At 65.2% G+C, this 16,858-nt stretch carries 15 protein-coding genes, 1 pseudogene, 2 riboswitches and 1 other annotated feature; of the genes and pseudogenes, 9 read left to right on the forward strand and 7 right to left on the reverse strand.

Annotated elements, in window-relative coordinates:
- The first annotated feature begins 131 nt into the window (after positions 1-131).
- The 4 genes from ACROSR_RS11910 to ACROSR_RS11925 all read left to right on the forward strand — a co-directional run bounded on the left by ACROSR_RS11910 (position 132) and on the right by ACROSR_RS11925 (position 5,340).
- Positions 132-914: a ZIP family metal transporter gene (locus tag ACROSR_RS11910; RefSeq protein WP_432685311.1), complete on the forward strand. Its 783-nt coding sequence runs from the start codon at positions 132-134 to the stop codon at positions 912-914.
- Between the two features lie 976 nt (positions 915-1,890).
- Positions 1,891-3,264, forward strand: coding sequence for a metal-dependent hydrolase family protein (locus tag ACROSR_RS11915; RefSeq protein WP_432685313.1), 1,374 nt, complete (start codon positions 1,891-1,893; stop codon positions 3,262-3,264).
- On the forward strand, positions 3,264-4,013 hold the full coding sequence (locus ACROSR_RS11920) for a hypothetical protein (RefSeq protein WP_432685315.1): 750 nt from the start codon (positions 3,264-3,266) through the stop codon (positions 4,011-4,013). The genes ACROSR_RS11915 and ACROSR_RS11920 overlap by 1 nt, the downstream gene beginning before the upstream one ends.
- A 238-nt stretch (positions 4,014-4,251) precedes the next feature.
- A complete protein-coding gene (locus tag ACROSR_RS11925) occupies positions 4,252-5,340 on the forward strand; it encodes a calcium:cation antiporter (RefSeq protein WP_432685317.1) in 1,089 nt (362 codons plus the stop codon).
- A 3-nt stretch (positions 5,341-5,343) separates the two neighbouring features.
- On the opposite strand, the gene ACROSR_RS11930 is transcribed toward ACROSR_RS11925, so the two are convergent.
- Positions 5,344-6,999, reverse strand: a complete 1,656-nt coding sequence (locus tag ACROSR_RS11930; protein WP_432685319.1) for an alpha/beta hydrolase — start codon at positions 6,997-6,999, stop codon at positions 5,344-5,346.
- Positions 6,996-7,628 carry a class I SAM-dependent methyltransferase gene (locus ACROSR_RS11935; RefSeq protein WP_432685321.1) on the reverse strand — a complete coding sequence of 211 codons (633 nt, stop codon included), beginning with the start codon at positions 7,626-7,628 and terminating at the stop codon, positions 6,996-6,998. The genes ACROSR_RS11930 and ACROSR_RS11935 overlap by 4 nt, the downstream gene beginning before the upstream one ends.
- 878 nt (positions 7,629-8,506) lie before the next feature.
- Positions 8,507-8,608, forward strand: a riboswitch (TPP riboswitch).
- Between the two features lie 46 nt (positions 8,609-8,654).
- Here ACROSR_RS11935 and ACROSR_RS11940 point away from each other — a divergent pair.
- Positions 8,655-9,437 (forward strand): 3-oxoacyl-ACP reductase, encoded by a 783-nt coding sequence (locus ACROSR_RS11940; RefSeq protein WP_432685323.1) that lies wholly within the window; start codon positions 8,655-8,657, stop codon positions 9,435-9,437.
- A gap of 11 nt (positions 9,438-9,448) precedes the next feature.
- Positions 9,449-10,729 (forward strand): LLM class flavin-dependent oxidoreductase, encoded by a 1,281-nt coding sequence (locus ACROSR_RS11945; protein WP_432685325.1) that lies wholly within the window; start codon positions 9,449-9,451, stop codon positions 10,727-10,729.
- A 13-nt stretch (positions 10,730-10,742) separates the two neighbouring features.
- Here ACROSR_RS11945 and ACROSR_RS11950 read toward each other — a convergent pair whose 3' ends face one another.
- Positions 10,743-12,188 (reverse strand): sodium:solute symporter family transporter, encoded by a 1,446-nt coding sequence (locus ACROSR_RS11950; protein ID WP_432685327.1) that lies wholly within the window; start codon positions 12,186-12,188, stop codon positions 10,743-10,745.
- An 84-nt stretch (positions 12,189-12,272) separates the two neighbouring features.
- A riboswitch (TPP riboswitch) is annotated at positions 12,273-12,383 on the reverse strand.
- 318 nt (positions 12,384-12,701) lie between these two features.
- Here ACROSR_RS11950 and ACROSR_RS11955 point away from each other — a divergent pair.
- The 3 genes from ACROSR_RS11955 to ACROSR_RS11965 all read left to right on the forward strand — a co-directional run bounded on the left by ACROSR_RS11955 (position 12,702) and on the right by ACROSR_RS11965 (position 15,122).
- The gene (locus ACROSR_RS11955) at positions 12,702-14,267 is read left to right on the forward strand and encodes an ABC transporter substrate-binding protein (protein WP_432685329.1); all 1,566 of its coding nucleotides are present in this window, start codon (positions 12,702-12,704) and stop codon (positions 14,265-14,267) included.
- 240 nt (positions 14,268-14,507) lie between these two features.
- Complete coding sequence (locus ACROSR_RS11960; protein ID WP_432685331.1) at positions 14,508-14,675, forward strand: hypothetical protein; 168 nt, start codon at positions 14,508-14,510, stop codon at positions 14,673-14,675.
- A gap of 39 nt (positions 14,676-14,714) precedes the next feature.
- Positions 14,715-15,122, forward strand: coding sequence for a transposase (locus ACROSR_RS11965; protein ID WP_432685333.1), 408 nt, complete (start codon positions 14,715-14,717; stop codon positions 15,120-15,122).
- A gap of 31 nt (positions 15,123-15,153) precedes the next feature.
- Here the strand turns inward: ACROSR_RS11965 and ACROSR_RS11970 are convergent, their stop codons facing one another.
- From ACROSR_RS11970 to ACROSR_RS11985, 4 genes and pseudogenes are all read right to left on the reverse strand, one after another.
- Entirely contained in the window at positions 15,154-15,426 is a 273-nt protein-coding gene (locus tag ACROSR_RS11970; RefSeq protein WP_432685335.1) for a DDE-type integrase/transposase/recombinase, read from the reverse strand.
- 4 nt (positions 15,427-15,430) lie between these two features.
- The gene (locus ACROSR_RS11975; RefSeq protein ID WP_432685339.1) at positions 15,431-15,895 is read right to left on the reverse strand and encodes an IS3 family transposase; all 465 of its coding nucleotides are present in this window, start codon (positions 15,893-15,895) and stop codon (positions 15,431-15,433) included.
- Positions 15,827-15,943: a sequence feature (AL1L pseudoknot), on the reverse strand. It overlaps the preceding gene by 69 nt.
- A pseudogene (locus ACROSR_RS11980) lies at positions 15,902-16,268 on the reverse strand (transposase); the annotation flags it as partial. Its footprint overlaps the feature before it by 42 nt.
- Before the next feature lie 465 nt (positions 16,269-16,733).
- The coding region (locus ACROSR_RS11985) for a transposase (protein WP_333483675.1) at positions 16,734-16,858 on the reverse strand (125 nt) is incomplete at its 5' end.

The raw sequence follows: 16,858 nt of genomic DNA on the forward strand, positions 1-16,858 counted from the left end.
AATGGCGGCGGGCGCCGAACCGGATGCGGTGCGGCGCCGTCATGGCGCGCGGGTCAAGATCATGCGGTCGGCGATTGCCTGTCATTCGCAGAAAAGTGTAATCCAACGCCGACGACATCATGGAGTGTGTCATGACCGAACTTTCCCCCATCGCGCTTGGCTTTCTGGGAAGCCTGATCGCTGGTTTGATGACAGCGGTCGGGGCGATTCCCGTCTTGTTCGGGCGCATCCCGTCGCGCGGAACCAGAGATCTGTCGCTTGGCTTTGCGGCGGGCGTGATGCTGGCGGCCTCTTTCTTTTCGCTGATCATTCCGGCACTGGATGCCGCCGCCCCACGCTTTGACAACGGCGCGGCCCCGGCCGCCATCGTGTGCGTGGCGATCCTGCTGGGCATGGGGGCCGTCGCGCTGATGAACGAGAAACTGCCGCACGAGCATTTCAAGATGGGGCGCGAGGGGCCCGCGGCGGTCTCGCTCCGGCGGGTCTGGCTGTTCATCATCGCCATCACGATCCACAACTTTCCCGAAGGTCTTGCCGTAGGGGTCGGATTTGGTGCGCATGGCCTGAAGGAGGGGCTGCCGCTGGCCCTCGGGATCGGCCTGCAGAACCTGCCCGAGGGGCTGGCCGTGGCCGTGGCCCTTCTGGGCGAGGGGTATGCCAAGTGGCGCGCCTGGGGTATCGCCGCCCTGACAGGGCTGGTCGAACCCGTGGGCGGGCTGATCGGCGCCGGCGTCATCACCTTGTCCGAACCGCTTTTGCCATGGGGGCTGGCCTTTGCCGCGGGTGCGATGCTGTATGTCATCAGTCACGAGATCATCCCCGAAACGCATCGCAACGGGCACCAGAACAAGGCGACGCTCGGCCTGTCCATCGGGCTGGTCATCATGCTGTTTCTCGACGTCTGGCTGGGGTGACGCTGCGACGACGGGCAGCCTTGGGCGGACGGGACCGCGCGTGTCATCCGGCGCTGCCGCCGCCGGCACGGCACCGCGCCCGGACAGGCAGATCAAACGGTATCTCGCCTCTGCGTCTCGGGAATGGTTGATCGTCCGAAGATACGCGCGACTGTCGTCCTCGGGCGGCGGCAGGCACCCACCCCGAAGGATGGTCTAGAAGGGCGCCGGACGCCGGTCCCGCAGCGACACGGGCGTATCGCGTCCGTTGCGGCGCGTAATGCAGCCCCCGCGGGGTTGTCGTCCTTGACCTGCGGGTTGCGGGTCGTGTGCCCGGTCCCGTTGGCCCCGTATATCGGGTCGGGGCGATCTTCGGTGCCGGGGTCATGGCCAGTCGAGGGCGGTGTCTTGCCGGACAAGACAAGTAGCGCGGCCTTATGTCGCATGAGGTAGCGCCAGTGCGTGCCGCCACGCCGGTGCCGCACACGCGCTGCATGGCTGTCGTGCGGCTGCAGGTTTGTCACCTGCTGTTCCGAGAACGGTCCTACGCCAGTCAGGCGTGTTGTCGAAATGCCGCGCATGCCGGTGACACGGCCCGCAGAAGGGTCTTGAGAACTATGACAGATCCGGCATCGCGCGCGGGGTTTGGTCGGACGGTGCAGCATCGTGGGGCGGGCCCGTCAGTTTCCTCGCAGGCAGGCAGGGCCGCACTGTTTCGGGGGACCAAAACGCATCGCTGCGGCACGTCCCGAGGGTGTCGTACAACCATCAACGGCCATGACCCGTTCCCCACCCATTCCCCGCGACCCGGAAGCATTTCATTTGCGCGGAAAAAAAGCGGACGCTATCGATGTGACATGGCCCTGCGGACCGGTGTGACACTCGGGATTTGGAAAAGGATTTTTTCGCAATGTGTTTGACCTGCTGTGAAAGCATTGAAACCGGGGCTTCGGCCATCAATCCATGCCTGTGCGGTGCGCCGGATACTCAGGCCGCGATGGCCCGGATTGAGGCCGATCTGTCCCGCCGGCAATTTCTGGGTGGCAGCGCCGCGGTGGTGGGGCTGTTCGCGGGGTTCGGTCTTGCCCCGGACGAGGTCAAGGCCCAGACGCCGGGCCGGCCGACGCTGCTGACCAACCTGCGCTTTTTTGACGGATCGACGCTGGCGATGCAGACGGGTCGCGACATCCTGATCGAGGGCGGGCGCATCACCGCGCTGCCGACCACAGGGCAAGGCCCGGACGAGGCCGATGTCATCGATTGCGGCGGCCGGGCGGTGACGCCGGGTCTGATCGACTGTCACTGGCACGCGACGCTTGTCGGTGTCAGCCAGATCGCCGCGCTGACGCAGGATATCGGCTGGGTGCACCTGATGGCCGGGCGCGAGGCCGGGGCAACCCTGATGCGCGGGTTTACCACGGTGCGCGACACGGGCGGCCCGGCCTTCGGCCTCAAGATGGCGATCGATCAGGGGGCCGTGACGGGCCCGCGCATCTTTCCGTCCGGCGCCATGCTGTCGCAAACCTCGGGTCACGGTGATTTTCGCCTGCTGCATACGCTGCCCCGCATGCCCGGCGATCCGGCCGATCACACGGAACGTACCGGCGTGGCCGCGATCGCCGATGGCCGCGATCAGGTCCTGCGCCGCACCCGCGAACAACTGATGAAGGGTGCCAGCCAGATCAAGATCATGGCGGGCGGCGGCGTCGCCTCGCCCTACGACCCGCTGGAGACAGCGCAATACACGCTGGACGAGATGCGCGCGGCGGTTCAGGCGGCCGCCGATTATGGCACCTATGTCTGCGCCCACGTCTATACGCCGAAAGGCATCCTGCGCTGCATCGAGGCCGGCGTGCGATCGATCGAACATGGCCAGCTCGCCGACGCGCCGACCATCCGCGCCATGGCCGACGCCGGTGTCTGGTGGAGTATCCAGCCGTTCCTCGCGGACGAGGATTCGAACACGTATTCCGATCCGCGCAGCGTGGCCAAGCAGCAGCAGGTCGCCAACGGCACCGTCCGCGCCTTCGAACAGGGCCGCGCCGAGGGGGTCAACATGGCGTTCGGCACGGATGTCCTGTTCAATCCGACGGGGGCGGCAACCCAAGGACGGCAACTGGCCAAGCTGACCCGTTTCATGCCGCCGCTCGAGGCGCTTCGCATGGCCACGGGGGCTGCGGGCGATCTGCTGGCAATGTCCGGCACCCGCGCGCCCTATCAGGGGCAGCTTGGCGCGATCGCCGAGGGGGCGCTGGCCGATATCCTTGTCTGGGATGGCGATCCCGAGGCCGATCTCGATTTCCTGTCAGATCCCGACGCCAACCTGCGCCTCGTCATGAAGGGCGGACGCGTCTTCAAGGAGGACCTCTGATGGTGTCGCGCGTGTCGGGGGGCCTTCGGGGCGTCGCCGTCATTGTCGTGATGACCGTCCTGATGACAGGGATGGCGACCACCGCCCGCGCGCAGGACTGGTCCGGCCAGGTCACGCTTTATGGTTGGGGGGCCAGTGTGACAGGCGATTTCAAACCCTTCAGGGCGGCGCCGACACTGTCTTTCGACAAGTCGCTTTCCGAGGTGCTCGAAGATCTTGATGCAGCCGTGTTCGTCACCGGTCTCGCGCGGCGCGGGGATCTCGTGCTGTTCGGGGATTTCACCTACACGTCGTCGTCGCGCGCAGGCGTTCTGCCCCTGGGCATTCCGGCCTCCGGCGAGCTGACGATCCGGTCGCTGACACTGGCCGCGGGACGGCGTTTCGATGCGGGGGCAGGGACGACGGTCGATGTGCTGGGCGGGTTTCGGGCATGGCGGCTGAAGGGTAAGGTAACCTCGCCGGTGCTGCGCATCGCGCCGTCGTCCAGTTTCGTCGATCCTGTGGTTGGCCTGCGCGTGAACGCACCGCTATCCGATCGCTGGTCGCTTCTGGGCTATTTCGATGCCGGCGGGTTCGGTGTCGGGTCGGATGTCACATGGCAAGCGGCCGTGACTGCGAATTACCGGGCATCGGACAACCTGTACCTGTCTGCCGGATGGCGCCATCTGTCTCTTGATTATTCCGATGGCGGCACGGTGTTCGACGGCGCCATGAGCGGCCCGGTCGCCGGCGTGACGTGGCGGTTCTGACGAGAAGGGGTCATGATCTCGCAGATGGCACGATCCATGGCCTTCGCAGCGCCCCGCTTTCCCGTTTGGTTCGTGACGTTCCCGCTTGCCTAGGCATCGGTCATACGGGCCCGGACCACCCTTGCGGTCGATCAAGCCACCGCAGGTATGTGGGGCATTCCGGGCGGGCGGCATCGGAGCGACCCAAGGCCGCGTCCCCTTTACCTTGCAGTCAGCGGACTGAATCCGGGAGATGACATTGAACAATACCAAGACGTCCACACCGGTCTGGACCATTCTCGCCCCGCTTGTCGCGCTGGCGCTTGCAGGGGTTGCGATCTCGCAGCACGACGCGGGGGCGGCGCCGTGGCTGGTTATCCTGTCGGTTCCGGTGCTGTTCGCGGCGGTGTTCGCGGCGGTGCATCATGCCGAAACCGTCGCGCACCGGGTCGGGCAGCCCTTCGGCTCCATCCTTCTGGCGCTTGCGGTCACGCTGATCGAGGTCTCGTTGATCGTGTCGCTGCTGCTGTCGGCCCCCGCGGGCGAAAGCGCGGTGGCGCGCGACACGGTTTTTGCGGCCATCATGATCGTTCTGAACGGCATCCTCGGGGTGTCGCTGCTGATCGGGGGCATCCGCCACCACCGCCAGAAAATGCAGCCCCAAAGCGCCACGGCGGCGCTTGGTGTTCTGGCCACGCTGGCCATTCTGGCGCTGGTGCTGCCGAACTTCACGCTGGCCGTGCCCGGCCCGGTCTATGCGCCCGCCCAACTGATTTTCGTGACGGTCGTGTCGCTCGCGCTTTACGGGTTTTTCCTGTATTCCCAGACGGTCAGCCATCGCGAGGACTATGCCGAGCCGGATGACGCCGATCGCTGTCATACAGTGGTGGATCGGCGCGCGTTTGGCCTGGCGCTCGTCCTGCTGCCTTTGGCGCTGGTCGCGGTCGTCCTGATGGCCGAGACCCTGGCCGATCCGGTGGCCGTCGGCATCGCGCGTGCCGGTCTGCCCGAGGCACTGGTGGGCGTCGCCATCGCGATGGTCGTGCTTATGCCCGAAGGTGTCGCGTCGCTTCGTGCGGCGCGAGAGAACCGCTTGCAGACCAGCATGAATCTTGCGCTTGGATCGGCGCTGGCCAGCCTCTGTCTGACCATCCCGACCGTGGCGATGATTTCCGTCGTCATGGGGCAGAACCTGATCCTCGGGCTGGCCGCCGAGCATATCGTGCTGTTGCTGCTCAGCCTGTTCATGGCGACGCTGACACTGGCGACAGGACGCACGACATCGCTGCAGGGCGGTATTCACCTGGTGATTTTCGGCGCGTTCCTGACGCTGTCCGCGATCCCCTGACGCTCAGCGCGGGACAAGGTCGATCAGGTGCGCCTTCAAACGGGTCTCGTCATGAGTGGTCCAGCCTTCGGGCGCGAGCGTCTCGGCCCATGCGGGAATGTAGTGCCGGGCCACATAGTCATGCCCGTAGCCCAGCGTCCCCAACGCCACCGCCATGTCCAGGCCGACCTGGAACAACGTGACGACGGGGATCCAGCGCATCTTGGGGGAAAGATCGGGCGCGCGTTCCCCGCTGAGCCAGTCGGGTCGCGACCAGGCCAGCGACCAGTCGAAAAAGACGATCGGGTCGCTGCCGTATTGAAGAAACACAAAGCGCATCGGCCCCCACGCGGCGTCGAACCGGTCCAGCCCGCCCTGCTGGTTGCGCGTGCGGATCAACGAGCCATTGCCGAACCGGGGCCGCCAGGCCGGGCTGTCGGGATGGCGGCGGGCCTGAACCATGCGCCAGAACTCGCTCAGGTAGGGTGATCCCGTCCAGAGCGCGCCATGGATGGGATCGGCGTAGAGATCGAGAAGCGGCACCGTTTGCTGCGACAGGAACGCCCCGAGGCTGAGCCCGTGCAGATAGAGACGCGGTCGCGTATCCTGGGGCATGTCGGACCAGTGGCGATAGACCTTGTCGAACAGCGCCTGCGCCTCGGCCACGCCGCGCATCGGGTCGACGACCACCGAGACCGGGCTGGGCAGATATGAATACTGCACCGCCACGGTCGCCACGTCTCCGCGGGTGATGTAATCGAGCGTGTCCATCCCGCCGGGGTCGAGCCAGCCCGAACCCGTAGGCATCGCGATCACCAGCACCTGACGGTCGAACCCGCCGGCGCGCAGCAACTCGTCGAAGGCAAGCTGCGCGCGCGCGTCCGGCGTCTCAGCGGCGTTGAGCCCCGTATAGATCCGGATCGGTTGCCGCGCGGGCGCGTTCCAGAAATCCGCGATCTTGGCGGCGGTCGGGCCGGACGCGACGAAATTCCGGCCCCATCGGCCCAGATCCTCCCAGTCCAGCAACGAGCCGGGGCCCCCGCTGACATGCGTCGTGTCGGGCGGGGCAAGATCGGGTGGAATGATCGCGTCGGCCAGGCGTGCACCCGTGTCGATGGTGCGCAGAACGCCCCGCACGGCGACCCCGTCGATCGTGGCGGCAAACACCAATACGGCAAGGCCCATCCCCGCCGCTTGCGCCATGCGGGGCGGCAGGACCCGCAGGCTGCGCGCCTGCAGGCGCTTGGCAAGTCCCCGGAACAGCCGCCCCGCGACCAGAAGGATGACGAACACCGCCACCGCAATGGCAGCCACGCGCAGCGGGGCAGAGGCCTCGAGCGGGGCGAGGCCCCACGCGTGCTGGATCGAATTCTGCCAATCGGCGGCTTTCCACAGAAAAACGACGGCGATGACGGCCGAGACAAGCATCAGCACGATCCGTCCGGGCCGCGAGACCCTGCGCTCGCTCCACAGTCCGAGCCAGGCCAGCAGGCACGCCGCAAGCCACCAGATCAGATAACCGAGCGCGGCGATGAGACCGCCCAGTGCGCCCTGCAACTCGGGCGACCGCGGCACCATCGACGGGGTCACCGAAAGGCCGAAAAAGATCACGGCCACAAGCAGTCCCACGGCGGAAACCGGGCGGAGCACGCCGCGAAGGATCGAGCGCAGAACGCTCATCCCGCGTCCGTCTTCCGAAACATGCTGTACTGGAAGCTCTGTCGATGTCCCTTGGGCGTCATGTGCGTGTGGCGTGTCCCCTCGATCATCTCGAACCGGCCCGGACACAACCGGTCGAGTTCTTGCGCCAGCTCGCCCGGCGCGTAGCGGACCACCGGCAGCCCCGAGCACATCTCGGGTCCGTCATCGGCAAATGTGGCAATGATCGCGATGCCGCCGGGGACGAGGGCTTCGGACATGGCGCGCGTGTATGCGGCGCGGTCTTCGGGGCGGGTCAGGAAATGAAATACCGCGCGGTCATGCCAGACCGCGTATTCTCGCGACGGCTGCCACGTCGTGATATCCGCCTCGATCCATGTCACGTCATCGCGCTGCGCGCCGAGGCGCTGCTGGCTCTTGGCAAGGGAGGCCGCGGAAAAGTCCAGCACGGCGAGAGGGCCAAGCCCCGTCTCAAGCAGCGCGTCCACGAGCCGCGAGGCCCCGGCACCGATGTCGATGATGGCATCGCCGGGGCGCGCCGAGGCTTGGACAAGATCGACTGATATCGACGGTGTCGCCTCGAACCACGTCAGATCTTCTTCCTGGCGCGTGGTGTAGATCGCGTCCCAGTGCTCTTGTCTGTCTGCCATCACTGCCGGACCTTTCCTCTGCGTCGTATCCTAATCCGAGATGCATGCCGGGATACAGGCATTTCAGCCCTGAGACCTCAAGACGCCGGGATCGGAACGCCGTCACGCGATCCGCCCCGCGCGGTGGCGCGATCACGTTGCCACAGCCCCGCGTGATGCGCGACATGCCGTGCGGACTGTGCACCATGTCGCGAGGTGGGTGGCACCGCCTTAGACCGGGCTACCCATCATGGGCGTGCTCATGTTCCGGGATGGTCGGGTCGTGCTTTCCGGGCAGCACGATGCGATCCGGAGGTGTTGTTCAGGAGGATGGGCAGCGTCTTTCCCTTGGATTAGGTGGGCGATCGCGACATCCGCATGATGCACAAGAAAACGGCCGGCTGCTTTCGCGACCGGCCGTCCTTCACGGGTTCGTTGCATAACGATTGCTTCAGTGCGCCGGGCTCGCGACACCCGCGGGCTTGCGGGTGAAGAGGCGGCGCAGAATGCTCCGGATCAGCAGGGCACGCTGACGGCGCGCCTCGTTTGTGATTGCGTCGAGTTCGGGTTGAGTTGGCATTCGGTACATCGTCGTGTCTTTCTGTTCGCCGCGTGATCAACGCGGGTATGATCGTGGTAGGCTCTATATCGCTGCACTGCGGCGTAATTACCAATCCATTCCGCTATGCGTTTTTTGCATGGCTCGTCGGCTGGCCGTCCCGGTCATACGCGGGCCTACGCCTGCGATGCAGGGCGTCGCGCGGACGGCATGCGGGGCAGGGGGTAAGCGCGTCACCGAACGGGCGCGAATGGTTCACAAGGCCCGCGACACGCGCTGCCACGATGGCCTTGTTGTTTTCGGGTGATGACTTCAGCGGCATCATCCGCTAAGGATTCAGAACAACGACACGGGGTGCCTTGGGCGATTTGCCGGGGCTGAGATCAAACCCGTCGAACCTGATCCAGTTAATACCGGCGAAGGGATGTCCGTCTGATGATGAGCCGATCGGCAGACATGCGTCCCCGACCCGAAAAAGGGGACGTAACATGACCGCGACCGAACCTGACCTGCCGCTTTCCCGTCAACTTGTCCTGATCACCGGCGCCAGCCGGGGCTTGGGCGCCTGCCTCGCCCACGCGTTTCTGGCGCAGGGTGCGCGGGTGATCGTGAATTACCTTGAAAGCGCAGAGGCCGCGCAGGCTGTGGCTGCGCATGCACCAGAGCGTACGCTGGCGGTGCAGGCAGATGTGCGCGACCCCGATTCGGTCCGCGCCATGTTCGCGGCGGCACAGGCGCATTTCGGGGCGCCGGTGACGACTGTCGTCAACAATGCGCTGCCGGCCTTTTCGTTCAATGGCGATGCGCGGCCCGGCCCGGATGCCCTGACATGGGAACATCTCGATCACCAGTTGCAGGGCGTGGCGCGCGGCGCGCTGAATACCGTTCAGGCGGCGCTGCCGGGGATGCGGGAACTGGGATTCGGGCGGGTGATCAACATCGGCACCAACCTGTTCCAGAACCCGGTCGTGCCCTATCACGACTACACGGCGGCCAAGGCGGCACTGCTGTCGCTGACCCGCACGCTGGCGCATGATCTGGGCCCCGAGGGCATCACCGTGAACATGCTGTCGGGCGGGCTGCTGCGCACCACGGATGCCTCTGCCGCCACGCCCGAGGCGGTGTTCGATCTGATCGCCGCCAACACGCCGCTGCGCCGGGTCACCACGCCCGAGGAGTTTGCCGACGCCGCCCTGTTTTTCGCCTCGCCCTGGGCACGGGCCGTTACCGGGCAGAACCTGGTGGTCGATGGCGGCCTCGTGAAGAACTGAAGCGCGCGCAGATGCATCTTAACCTGTTCATCATGGCCTGCGGCCATCACCGCGCGGCGTGGCGCCAGCCCGGATCGCCGGTCGAGCGTCTGGGCGATATCCGTTACTACGAGGGGCTGGCGCAGATCGCCGAGCGGGGCAAGCTGGACGCGGTGTTCTTTGCCGATGGTCAGGCGGCCACCAATGTCGGCGGCGGGCCCTTGTGGTTTCTCGAACCGCTGACGGCGATGGCGGCGATGGCCCGCGCGACCGAGCGGATCGGCCTGATCTCCACGGTGTCCAGTACCTTTTACACGCCCTTTCACGCGGCGCGGATGCTCGCCTCGCTCGATCATATCTCGGGCGGGCGGATGGGCTGGAACCTCGTGACCTCGATGTTTGACACGGAAGCCCGCAATCACGGGCTCGAGGCGATGCCGCCCGCCGAGGCGCGCTACGCACGCGCCAGGGAATTTGCCGACACGGTGTTGGCGCTGTGGGATTCGTGGTCCGATGACGCGCTGCTGTGTGACCGTCAGGGGCAGTTCGCCGACCCGGCGAAGGTGCGGCCCATCCATCACCGGGGCGACCATTTCATGGTGGATGGTCCGCTGAACGTGCCGCGCCCGCCGCAGGGGCATCCGGTGCTGTTTCAGGCCGGCGCGTCGAAACCGGGGCGCGATCTGGCCGCGCGCTACGCCGAAGCGATCTACGCCGTTGCCTATGACCTGCCATCGGCGCAGGCGTATTACCGCGATATCCAGGCACGCGTGCGCGCGGCGAGGCGCGCGCCGGTGCCGATCCTGCCGGGCCTCGTGACCTATGTCGCCGCGACCGAGGCCGAGGCGAAGGCGCGGCAAAGCGCGCTGGACGCGCTGTTGCCGACCGAGGACTCGCTGCGCCAGCTTGGCCAGTTCATCGGGCAGGATTGCCGCGACTGGGACCTCGACGCGCCGGTCCCCGACCTGCCACCGCTCGAGGCGTTCAGCGGCCCCAAGGGACGCTACGCCACCATCCTGCGAATCATCGAAAGCGAGGCGCCCACGCTGCGCCAGCTCTTGGGGCGGTTGGCCGCCGGGGGTGGTCATTGCACGATGGTCGGCACCCCCGAACAGATTGCCGACCGAATGCAACACTGGATCGAGGCGGGCGGCGCGGACGGCTTCAACCTGATGCCGCCCTCGCTGCCCGACGGGATCGAGGATTTCATCGACCACGTGGTGCCGGTGTTGCAGGCCCGGGGGCTTTTCCGCCGCGACTATGCGGGACGGACTTTGCGCGACCATCTGGGGCTGGCGCGCCCGTCCGCCTGACCGGGTGCGGCGCTCAGCCCCGGAAGCGGCGCACGCTGGCACCGAGCAGGCTGAAATCAAACGCCGCGCGCTCGGGCAGCAGCCGCAACAGCACCAGCGACACGCCGACCGGAACAAGCGCCGCCAGCAGGAACGACTCCAGCAAGGTCGCGGTGCCCGCGCCCGGCGCCGGAAACATCGCCAGCCCGGCGATGAGGCCGCACCCGGTGCTGATCGCCGCGTTGAACCCGGTATAGCGGCGATGGAACAGCCCGAAGAATACCGGGAACGCTGCCGCCGAGCACAGCAGATCGGCCAGCAGGAACAAGTATAGCACGCTGTAACCTTGCGCCGCGACCCATGTCACCGGGACCGCCGCCACAACGATCAACCAGCGCGCAAGGGTCATCAGGGTGCGGTCAGCCGCGCCGGACATCAGCCGCCCCATGTCGACGGCGATGATGCTGGAGGTGGCGCTGATGGTGGAATCCGCACTGCTCATGACCAGCGCCAGCCCCAGCGGGATAAGCGCCAGCGCGAACCACATCGGCACCTCTGCCAGCAGAACGCTGAACAGCGCGACCGACCCGTCGCCGTCGAGGCCTAGCCCGACGAAGGCCAGACCGAACAGCCCCATCAGCCCGACGACCACGAAATTGCACACACCGCTGATCCAGAAACCCCGGCGCAATACCCGCGCGTCGCGCGCGGCATAGATCCGCTGCCACGTGCCCTGATAGAACAGCCCGGTCAGCGCCACAGCGAGAAAGAAGGTCACCCCCGCGCGCAGCCCCCCTGTGTCACCGATCTGCAGCAGATGCGGCGCGGTCTCGCGCAGTCCTGCAAGGGTAGGGGCGGCACCGCCGGCGGCTTGCCAGCCAAAAACCAGGAGCAGCCCGAGCATCGGCGCGATCACGATCATCTGCAACTTGTCGGTGTAGATCGACGCCCGAAGCCCCCCGTAGAAGGTGTATATCAGCGTCGCGGCCATGACCGTGCTGGCCGTCACCCATAGCGGGATGGGCGCCAGCAAGGCCACCATCCGCGCCACGGCCGTCAGGCCCGCGGCCAGCAGGATGAACAGGTAGAACAGCATGATCACAAGGGTGAAGGCATACATGACGCGACCGTAGCGATGGATCACGAACTCGGTCAGGCCATGGCCGTCGGGGATGAGGTCACGCATCCGCTGACCCAGCGGGATCATCACGAGGCGCGGCACCATCGACCCCAAGGCATAGCCAAGGATCGCGCCGATCCCGCCCCATGTCGCGGCCTGCGCCGGGCCGAACAGGATCCAGGTCCCCAGCGTGGTCGCCACCAGCGTCAGCACGGTCGCACGGGTGTTCTGGCTGTTGCGGGCGGTGATGTAATCTTCCAGCGTGTCGCGGTGACGCCGGGCATGGATCAGGCCGGGGATGGCCAGAAGGGCGGCGCATAATGACAGCCACAGGCCTGTCCAGACGGGGTCGAGCATCATGACAGTCGGTCCTCTTCTCTGCGCCTTTCGGCGGTACGCTGTTGCGATCGATGCACGGCGCGCAAGAAAGAGGGGTACGGGTGCAGACCCGGCCTATTCCTTCCCTTCGCCGGCATGACCCGGATCAGGTTCTAAGGGTTACCACCGCATGACAGCGATGGAGTCTCAGCCGACAAGGCTCCCCCAGGACTTGAAGGTATCGGTAAGCACCCGGCGCATGCGTGTCAATGAAACAGGATCGATACCGCCAGTCTCACACGAGCCGCCAAGTGTATTGTCCTGCCTCGACCGCCAAGGTGATCCGCAGGCCGGTCCCCGAACCGACACCGACCGCCGGTTTCCCGACCGGCCGGGCGATGCCGTGCCGCGACCGGCGCGCGCCGGTCGCGCGATGTGCGCTGGCATCTGCCGCGCGGGGGAATCGCGTCGCAACTTGACGATCGCGTACGGCCCGGTACTGTATGTCGCCAGTGCGCTTCTCGGAGGGCACAATCAAAAGGAGAACCCACAAACATGACATCTCGCATTCGCGGCCTCGACCGCAGAAGCTTTCTTGCAGGCACGGCCGCAACGGGCCTGTCCGCAGGTATGATGCCGGGCGTTGCCTGGTCGGCCACCGACATGACCCCGAAACGCGGCGGCACGATCCGCCATGCAAAGGGTCACGGCAACACCAACGACACGCTGGATCCGGCAACCTGGACCAACGGCTTCACGGTCGCCCTGCCGTTCGGCATGCACGGGTACCTGACCAAAGTGGCGACAGACGGGTCGGCCGAACCGGATCTCGCCGAAAGCTGGGAGGCCACGCCGGATGCGAAGACATGGCGCTTCAGGATCCGACAGGGGGTGACCTATCATTCCGGCAAGCCGCTGAGCCTTGACGACATCGTAGATTCCATCAATCACCACAGGGGCGAAGGGTCCACCTCGGTTGCCAAGCCGCTGGTCGCCCCGATCGTGAGCGTCGCCAAGGAAGGCGACAACACGGTCGTGTTCGAACTGTCCGCTGGCAGCGCCGATTTCCCCTTCGTGTTTACCGATTACCACATGGCGATCGTGCCATCCGACGGCAACGGCGGGATCGACTGGCGCTCCGGCGATGGCTGCGGCGCCTACAGGCTGGTCGAATTCCAGCCCGGTGTCATCGCCCGCCTCGAACGGCACACAGAGGACTGGAACCAGAACCGTGGCTGGTTCGATGCGGTCGAGATGCTGTCGGTCGTCGATGTGAACGCCCGGACCTCGTCGCTTGTCTCGGGTGAGGTCGACGTGATCGACAAGCTCGATCTCAAGACTATCAGCATGCTGGGGCGCGATCCCGACCTCGCGATCCACTCGATCGCGGGCCCGCAATATTACAGTTTCGCGGCTCAGGCCGACACCGCGCCCTTTGACGACGTGAATGTCCGGTTGGCGCTGAAATACGGCATCAACCGGCAGGAGCTGGTCGACAAGATCCTGTTCGGCCACGGCACCGTCGGCAACGACCAGCCCATCGGACCGAGCTACCGGTTCCACGATCCGGATCTCGCCCAGCACAGCTACGATCCCGACAAGGCGAAATTCCACCTGCGCGAGGCCGGGCTCGACAGCCTCGACGTGACCCTGTCGGCGGCCGATGCGGCCTTTCCGGGGGCCGTGGATGCCGCGGTGCTCTACCGGAACTCGGCCAATGCGGCCGGGATCAACATCAACGTCAACCGCGTTGCCAACGATGGCTACTGGTCGGATGTCTGGCTGAAGCACCCATTCTGCGCGGTCTACTGGGGCGGCCGCCCGACCGAGGATCAGATCTTTTCCACGGCCTACGAGTCCGGCGCGGCGTGGAATGACAGCAGCTGGTCGAATGCCCGGTTCGACGAGTTGCTGGTGAAGGCCCGCGCCGAACTGAACGAGGATGCGCGCCGCGCCATGTATTCGGAAATGCAGCAGCTTGTGTCCAAGGATGGCGGCACCGTGCTGCCGATGTTCGCGAATTTCGTCTTCGCGACCAATGGCAAGATCGCGCATGGCGAGTTCGCGTCAAATTTCGACATGGACGGCGAACGCTGGATGGAACGCTGGTGGTTCGCCTGAATACATGCCCCATGGCCTGCGGGTCACCAGGTTGATGCATGCGCCCCGCCTCTTTCGGCGGGGCGCATTGGTCTTGATCGCCACCGTCCTCTGACCGCAACGTGTCGCGGGAAGCTGACGCATCCGGTTATCGTAGCATGTCCCTGTCTTTCCAGAGACGTTACAGTGCGTGACCGCTGCCAGGATACGCCGCCCCTCAGGGGCCATCACCAATTTCCGCGTGTTTCTCCGAAGAGCCAATTGTCGCGGCTGTACGAGGAGATCGACGAGCATGTGCAGGCGTTCCTGAACCGTCCGCTGGACGGGGTGATCCTCATGAATTCGGTCCGAGGGACCGAATTCCCACCGTCCGGGGGGACGTTCGGCGCGGTCAACGGCCCCTCCACTCGCTCGACACCCTCTACGTGAAGCTGCGCGCGGCCGGCGTGCGGGGCCGCGCCCGAACCAGTGGCGCGCCGGCCCCTCACGGTCTCAATGGCGGTGATAGTGGCCGTGGCGATCAACACCGACGCGCGACGGGAAATCTTCGGGATCACCGGCATGCCGTCGGAGGCCGAGACGTTCCGGGCCGATTTCCTGCGGTCTCTCACCCGCCGCAGCCTGCGCGGTGTTCAACTGGTGATCAGCGACGCCTATAAGGGGCTGAAAGCGGCCGCACGCAAGGTCCTGGGGGCCGGCTGGCAGCGCTGCCACGTGCACTTCCAGCGCAATCTCCTGGCCCGCGTGTGCAAGACGAACAAGCCGGTGGTCAGCGCCGTGGTGAAGACAGTCTTCGCCGAGACCCACCGCGACCAGGCCCATGCACGCTGGCGCGAGGTCGCGGGCAACCTGATGGTCGACACGTCAACGCAATGACACGAAGTCAATCGTACGATGAGTCAGGCCATCAGGCTGCAATACCATATTCACAGTCATACGAGTCCCCCACGCTGCCAACCGAGGCCCCGATCCTGGCCTCTTCAAGGCGCTCGGAATATTTGATCGACAGGTACTGGACGCCGCGATCGCTATGGTGGGTCAGCCGATCCCGGTCGGCATTGCGGGCGGCAAGCGCCTGCTCCAGCGCATCGAGAACCAGCCCGGTGTTGGGCGACGACGAGACCTGCCAGCCCACGATGAAACGGGCGAAGACATCGATGAACGAGACCTTGTTCGCCATTGGTTCAAGAACAATGGTCGAGTGCGACGTACACGAACCCCACGGCGGTGCGCACATAGGTGAAGTCGGCCACCCAGAGAACGTTCGGCGCCGACGCCTTGAAGTCCCGGTTCACCTTGTCTTCCGGGCAAGGCAGGGCCGGATCACGATACGTTGTCTTCTTGCCCTTGCCGCGGATAACATCCTGTATTCCCATCTCTTTCATCAGGCGCACCACCGTGCAGCGCGCCACATCCTCGCCTTCTGCAGCGAGATCGTACCAGACCTTGACCGCGCCGTAGCGCTTGCCGCTGGCCTCCCAGCAGGTCTTGACCTTGGGGCCGAAACCGGCGTCGCGCTGCGCCCGAACGGACGCCCTGGATGGGTCGCGCTTGACCGCCTGATGGTGGTGGTAGGTGGACGGCGCGATCGGCGGAACCCTGCAGATCGCCTCGACGCCGTACTCCCCGCGATGATCATCGATGAACATGATCATCTCTTGCGTTGGCGGTCGAGGTCCGCCGCTGCGAAAAAAGCGCTCGTCCATCGTCCTCGGACCAATGGCGGACAAAGGCCTCGCCCTTGCGCAGGATCTCGTTGGCCTGCTTGAGTTCGCGGTTCTCGCGCTGCAGCGCCTTGAGTTCCTTGCGCTCTGACTGCGTCAGGCCGTCGCGATCACCGTCCTCGACGGCCTGTCTGGTGACCCAATCGCGCAACGTGGCGCTACTGCATCCGAACTTCTCCGCGATGGATGCGACCGCCTGCGACCGCGATTTGTAATCCGCTTCGTTCTCCAGAACCATGCGCACCGCGCGCGCACGTACCTCTGTCGAAAAACGGTTCCCTGGGTTTCCTTTGGTCATGGCTTACCTTGCAAGCTTTTTGCTCTCCGGTAAAATCGGCCTGGTTCAGACACCACCCACACGTCCCAACCCGATACGGGCCCTTCTCAATGGACCAAATATAAATACAGATATAACTCAAGGCACATGTTATTATCTACTCTTACATGTAGGAATTATGAAAATGTCTACAGGCAATTTCAAGATATTGAAGACTCCTGCTCTTTCCATCGTCACCGTAATGTTGCCATCCTCTCCGGTTATGGCCGTGCCCATTGGGCCTTCGAACAAGCTGGTTTGTAGCTGTGAGTGCGATGTGCCTGGTGGCAACCCTCCTGCGGTTAACGTCGAACCCATCTTTGGGAGTTGCGGTGCGCTGATAGGTGCGGAGTGCACCGCGGAAAAGCCAGATGGAACAACCGTAGAAGGTAGCGTTAGCAGCTGCACGAAGCGAATTGAGCCCGTTTCAACCCCTAGGGTCTGGACTCATAACCAATAGATGACAGTCGCGGCTAGCGCGATCGCCGAGAGGAAGACCTTGGGGCACCTGTCATACCGAGTTGCGACACGCCGCCAGTCCTTGAGCCTGCCGAACATGATCTCGATACGGT

Origin of the sequence: Roseovarius tibetensis (assembly GCF_050896375.1) — a bacterium.
Taxonomy (GTDB): domain Bacteria; phylum Pseudomonadota; class Alphaproteobacteria; order Rhodobacterales; family Rhodobacteraceae; genus Roseovarius; species Roseovarius tibetensis.

Coding starts and splice junctions, on each gene's coding strand:
- ACROSR_RS11915 (WP_432685313.1), top strand. CDS start 1,891: ATGGCCCGGATTGAGGCCGATCTGTCCCGCCGGCAATTTCTGGGTGGC.
- ACROSR_RS11950 (WP_432685327.1), bottom strand. CDS start 12,188: ATGATGCTCGACCCCGTCTGGACAGGCCTGTGGCTGTCATTATGCGCC.
- ACROSR_RS11970 (WP_432685335.1), bottom strand. CDS start 15,426: ATGGCGAACAAGGTCTCGTTCATCGATGTCTTCGCCCGTTTCATCGTG.
- ACROSR_RS11975 (WP_432685339.1), bottom strand. CDS start 15,895: ATGTTCATCGATGATCATCGCGGGGAGTACGGCGTCGAGGCGATCTGC.
- ACROSR_RS11940 (WP_432685323.1), top strand. CDS start 8,655: ATGACCGCGACCGAACCTGACCTGCCGCTTTCCCGTCAACTTGTCCTG.
- ACROSR_RS11910 (WP_432685311.1), top strand. CDS start 132: ATGACCGAACTTTCCCCCATCGCGCTTGGCTTTCTGGGAAGCCTGATC.
- ACROSR_RS11930 (WP_432685319.1), bottom strand. CDS start 6,999: ATGAGCGTTCTGCGCTCGATCCTTCGCGGCGTGCTCCGCCCGGTTTCC.
- ACROSR_RS11935 (WP_432685321.1), bottom strand. CDS start 7,628: ATGGCAGACAGACAAGAGCACTGGGACGCGATCTACACCACGCGCCAG.
- ACROSR_RS11945 (WP_432685325.1), top strand. CDS start 9,449: ATGCATCTTAACCTGTTCATCATGGCCTGCGGCCATCACCGCGCGGCG.
- ACROSR_RS11920 (WP_432685315.1), top strand. CDS start 3,264: ATGGTGTCGCGCGTGTCGGGGGGCCTTCGGGGCGTCGCCGTCATTGTC.
- ACROSR_RS11955 (WP_432685329.1), top strand. CDS start 12,702: ATGACATCTCGCATTCGCGGCCTCGACCGCAGAAGCTTTCTTGCAGGC.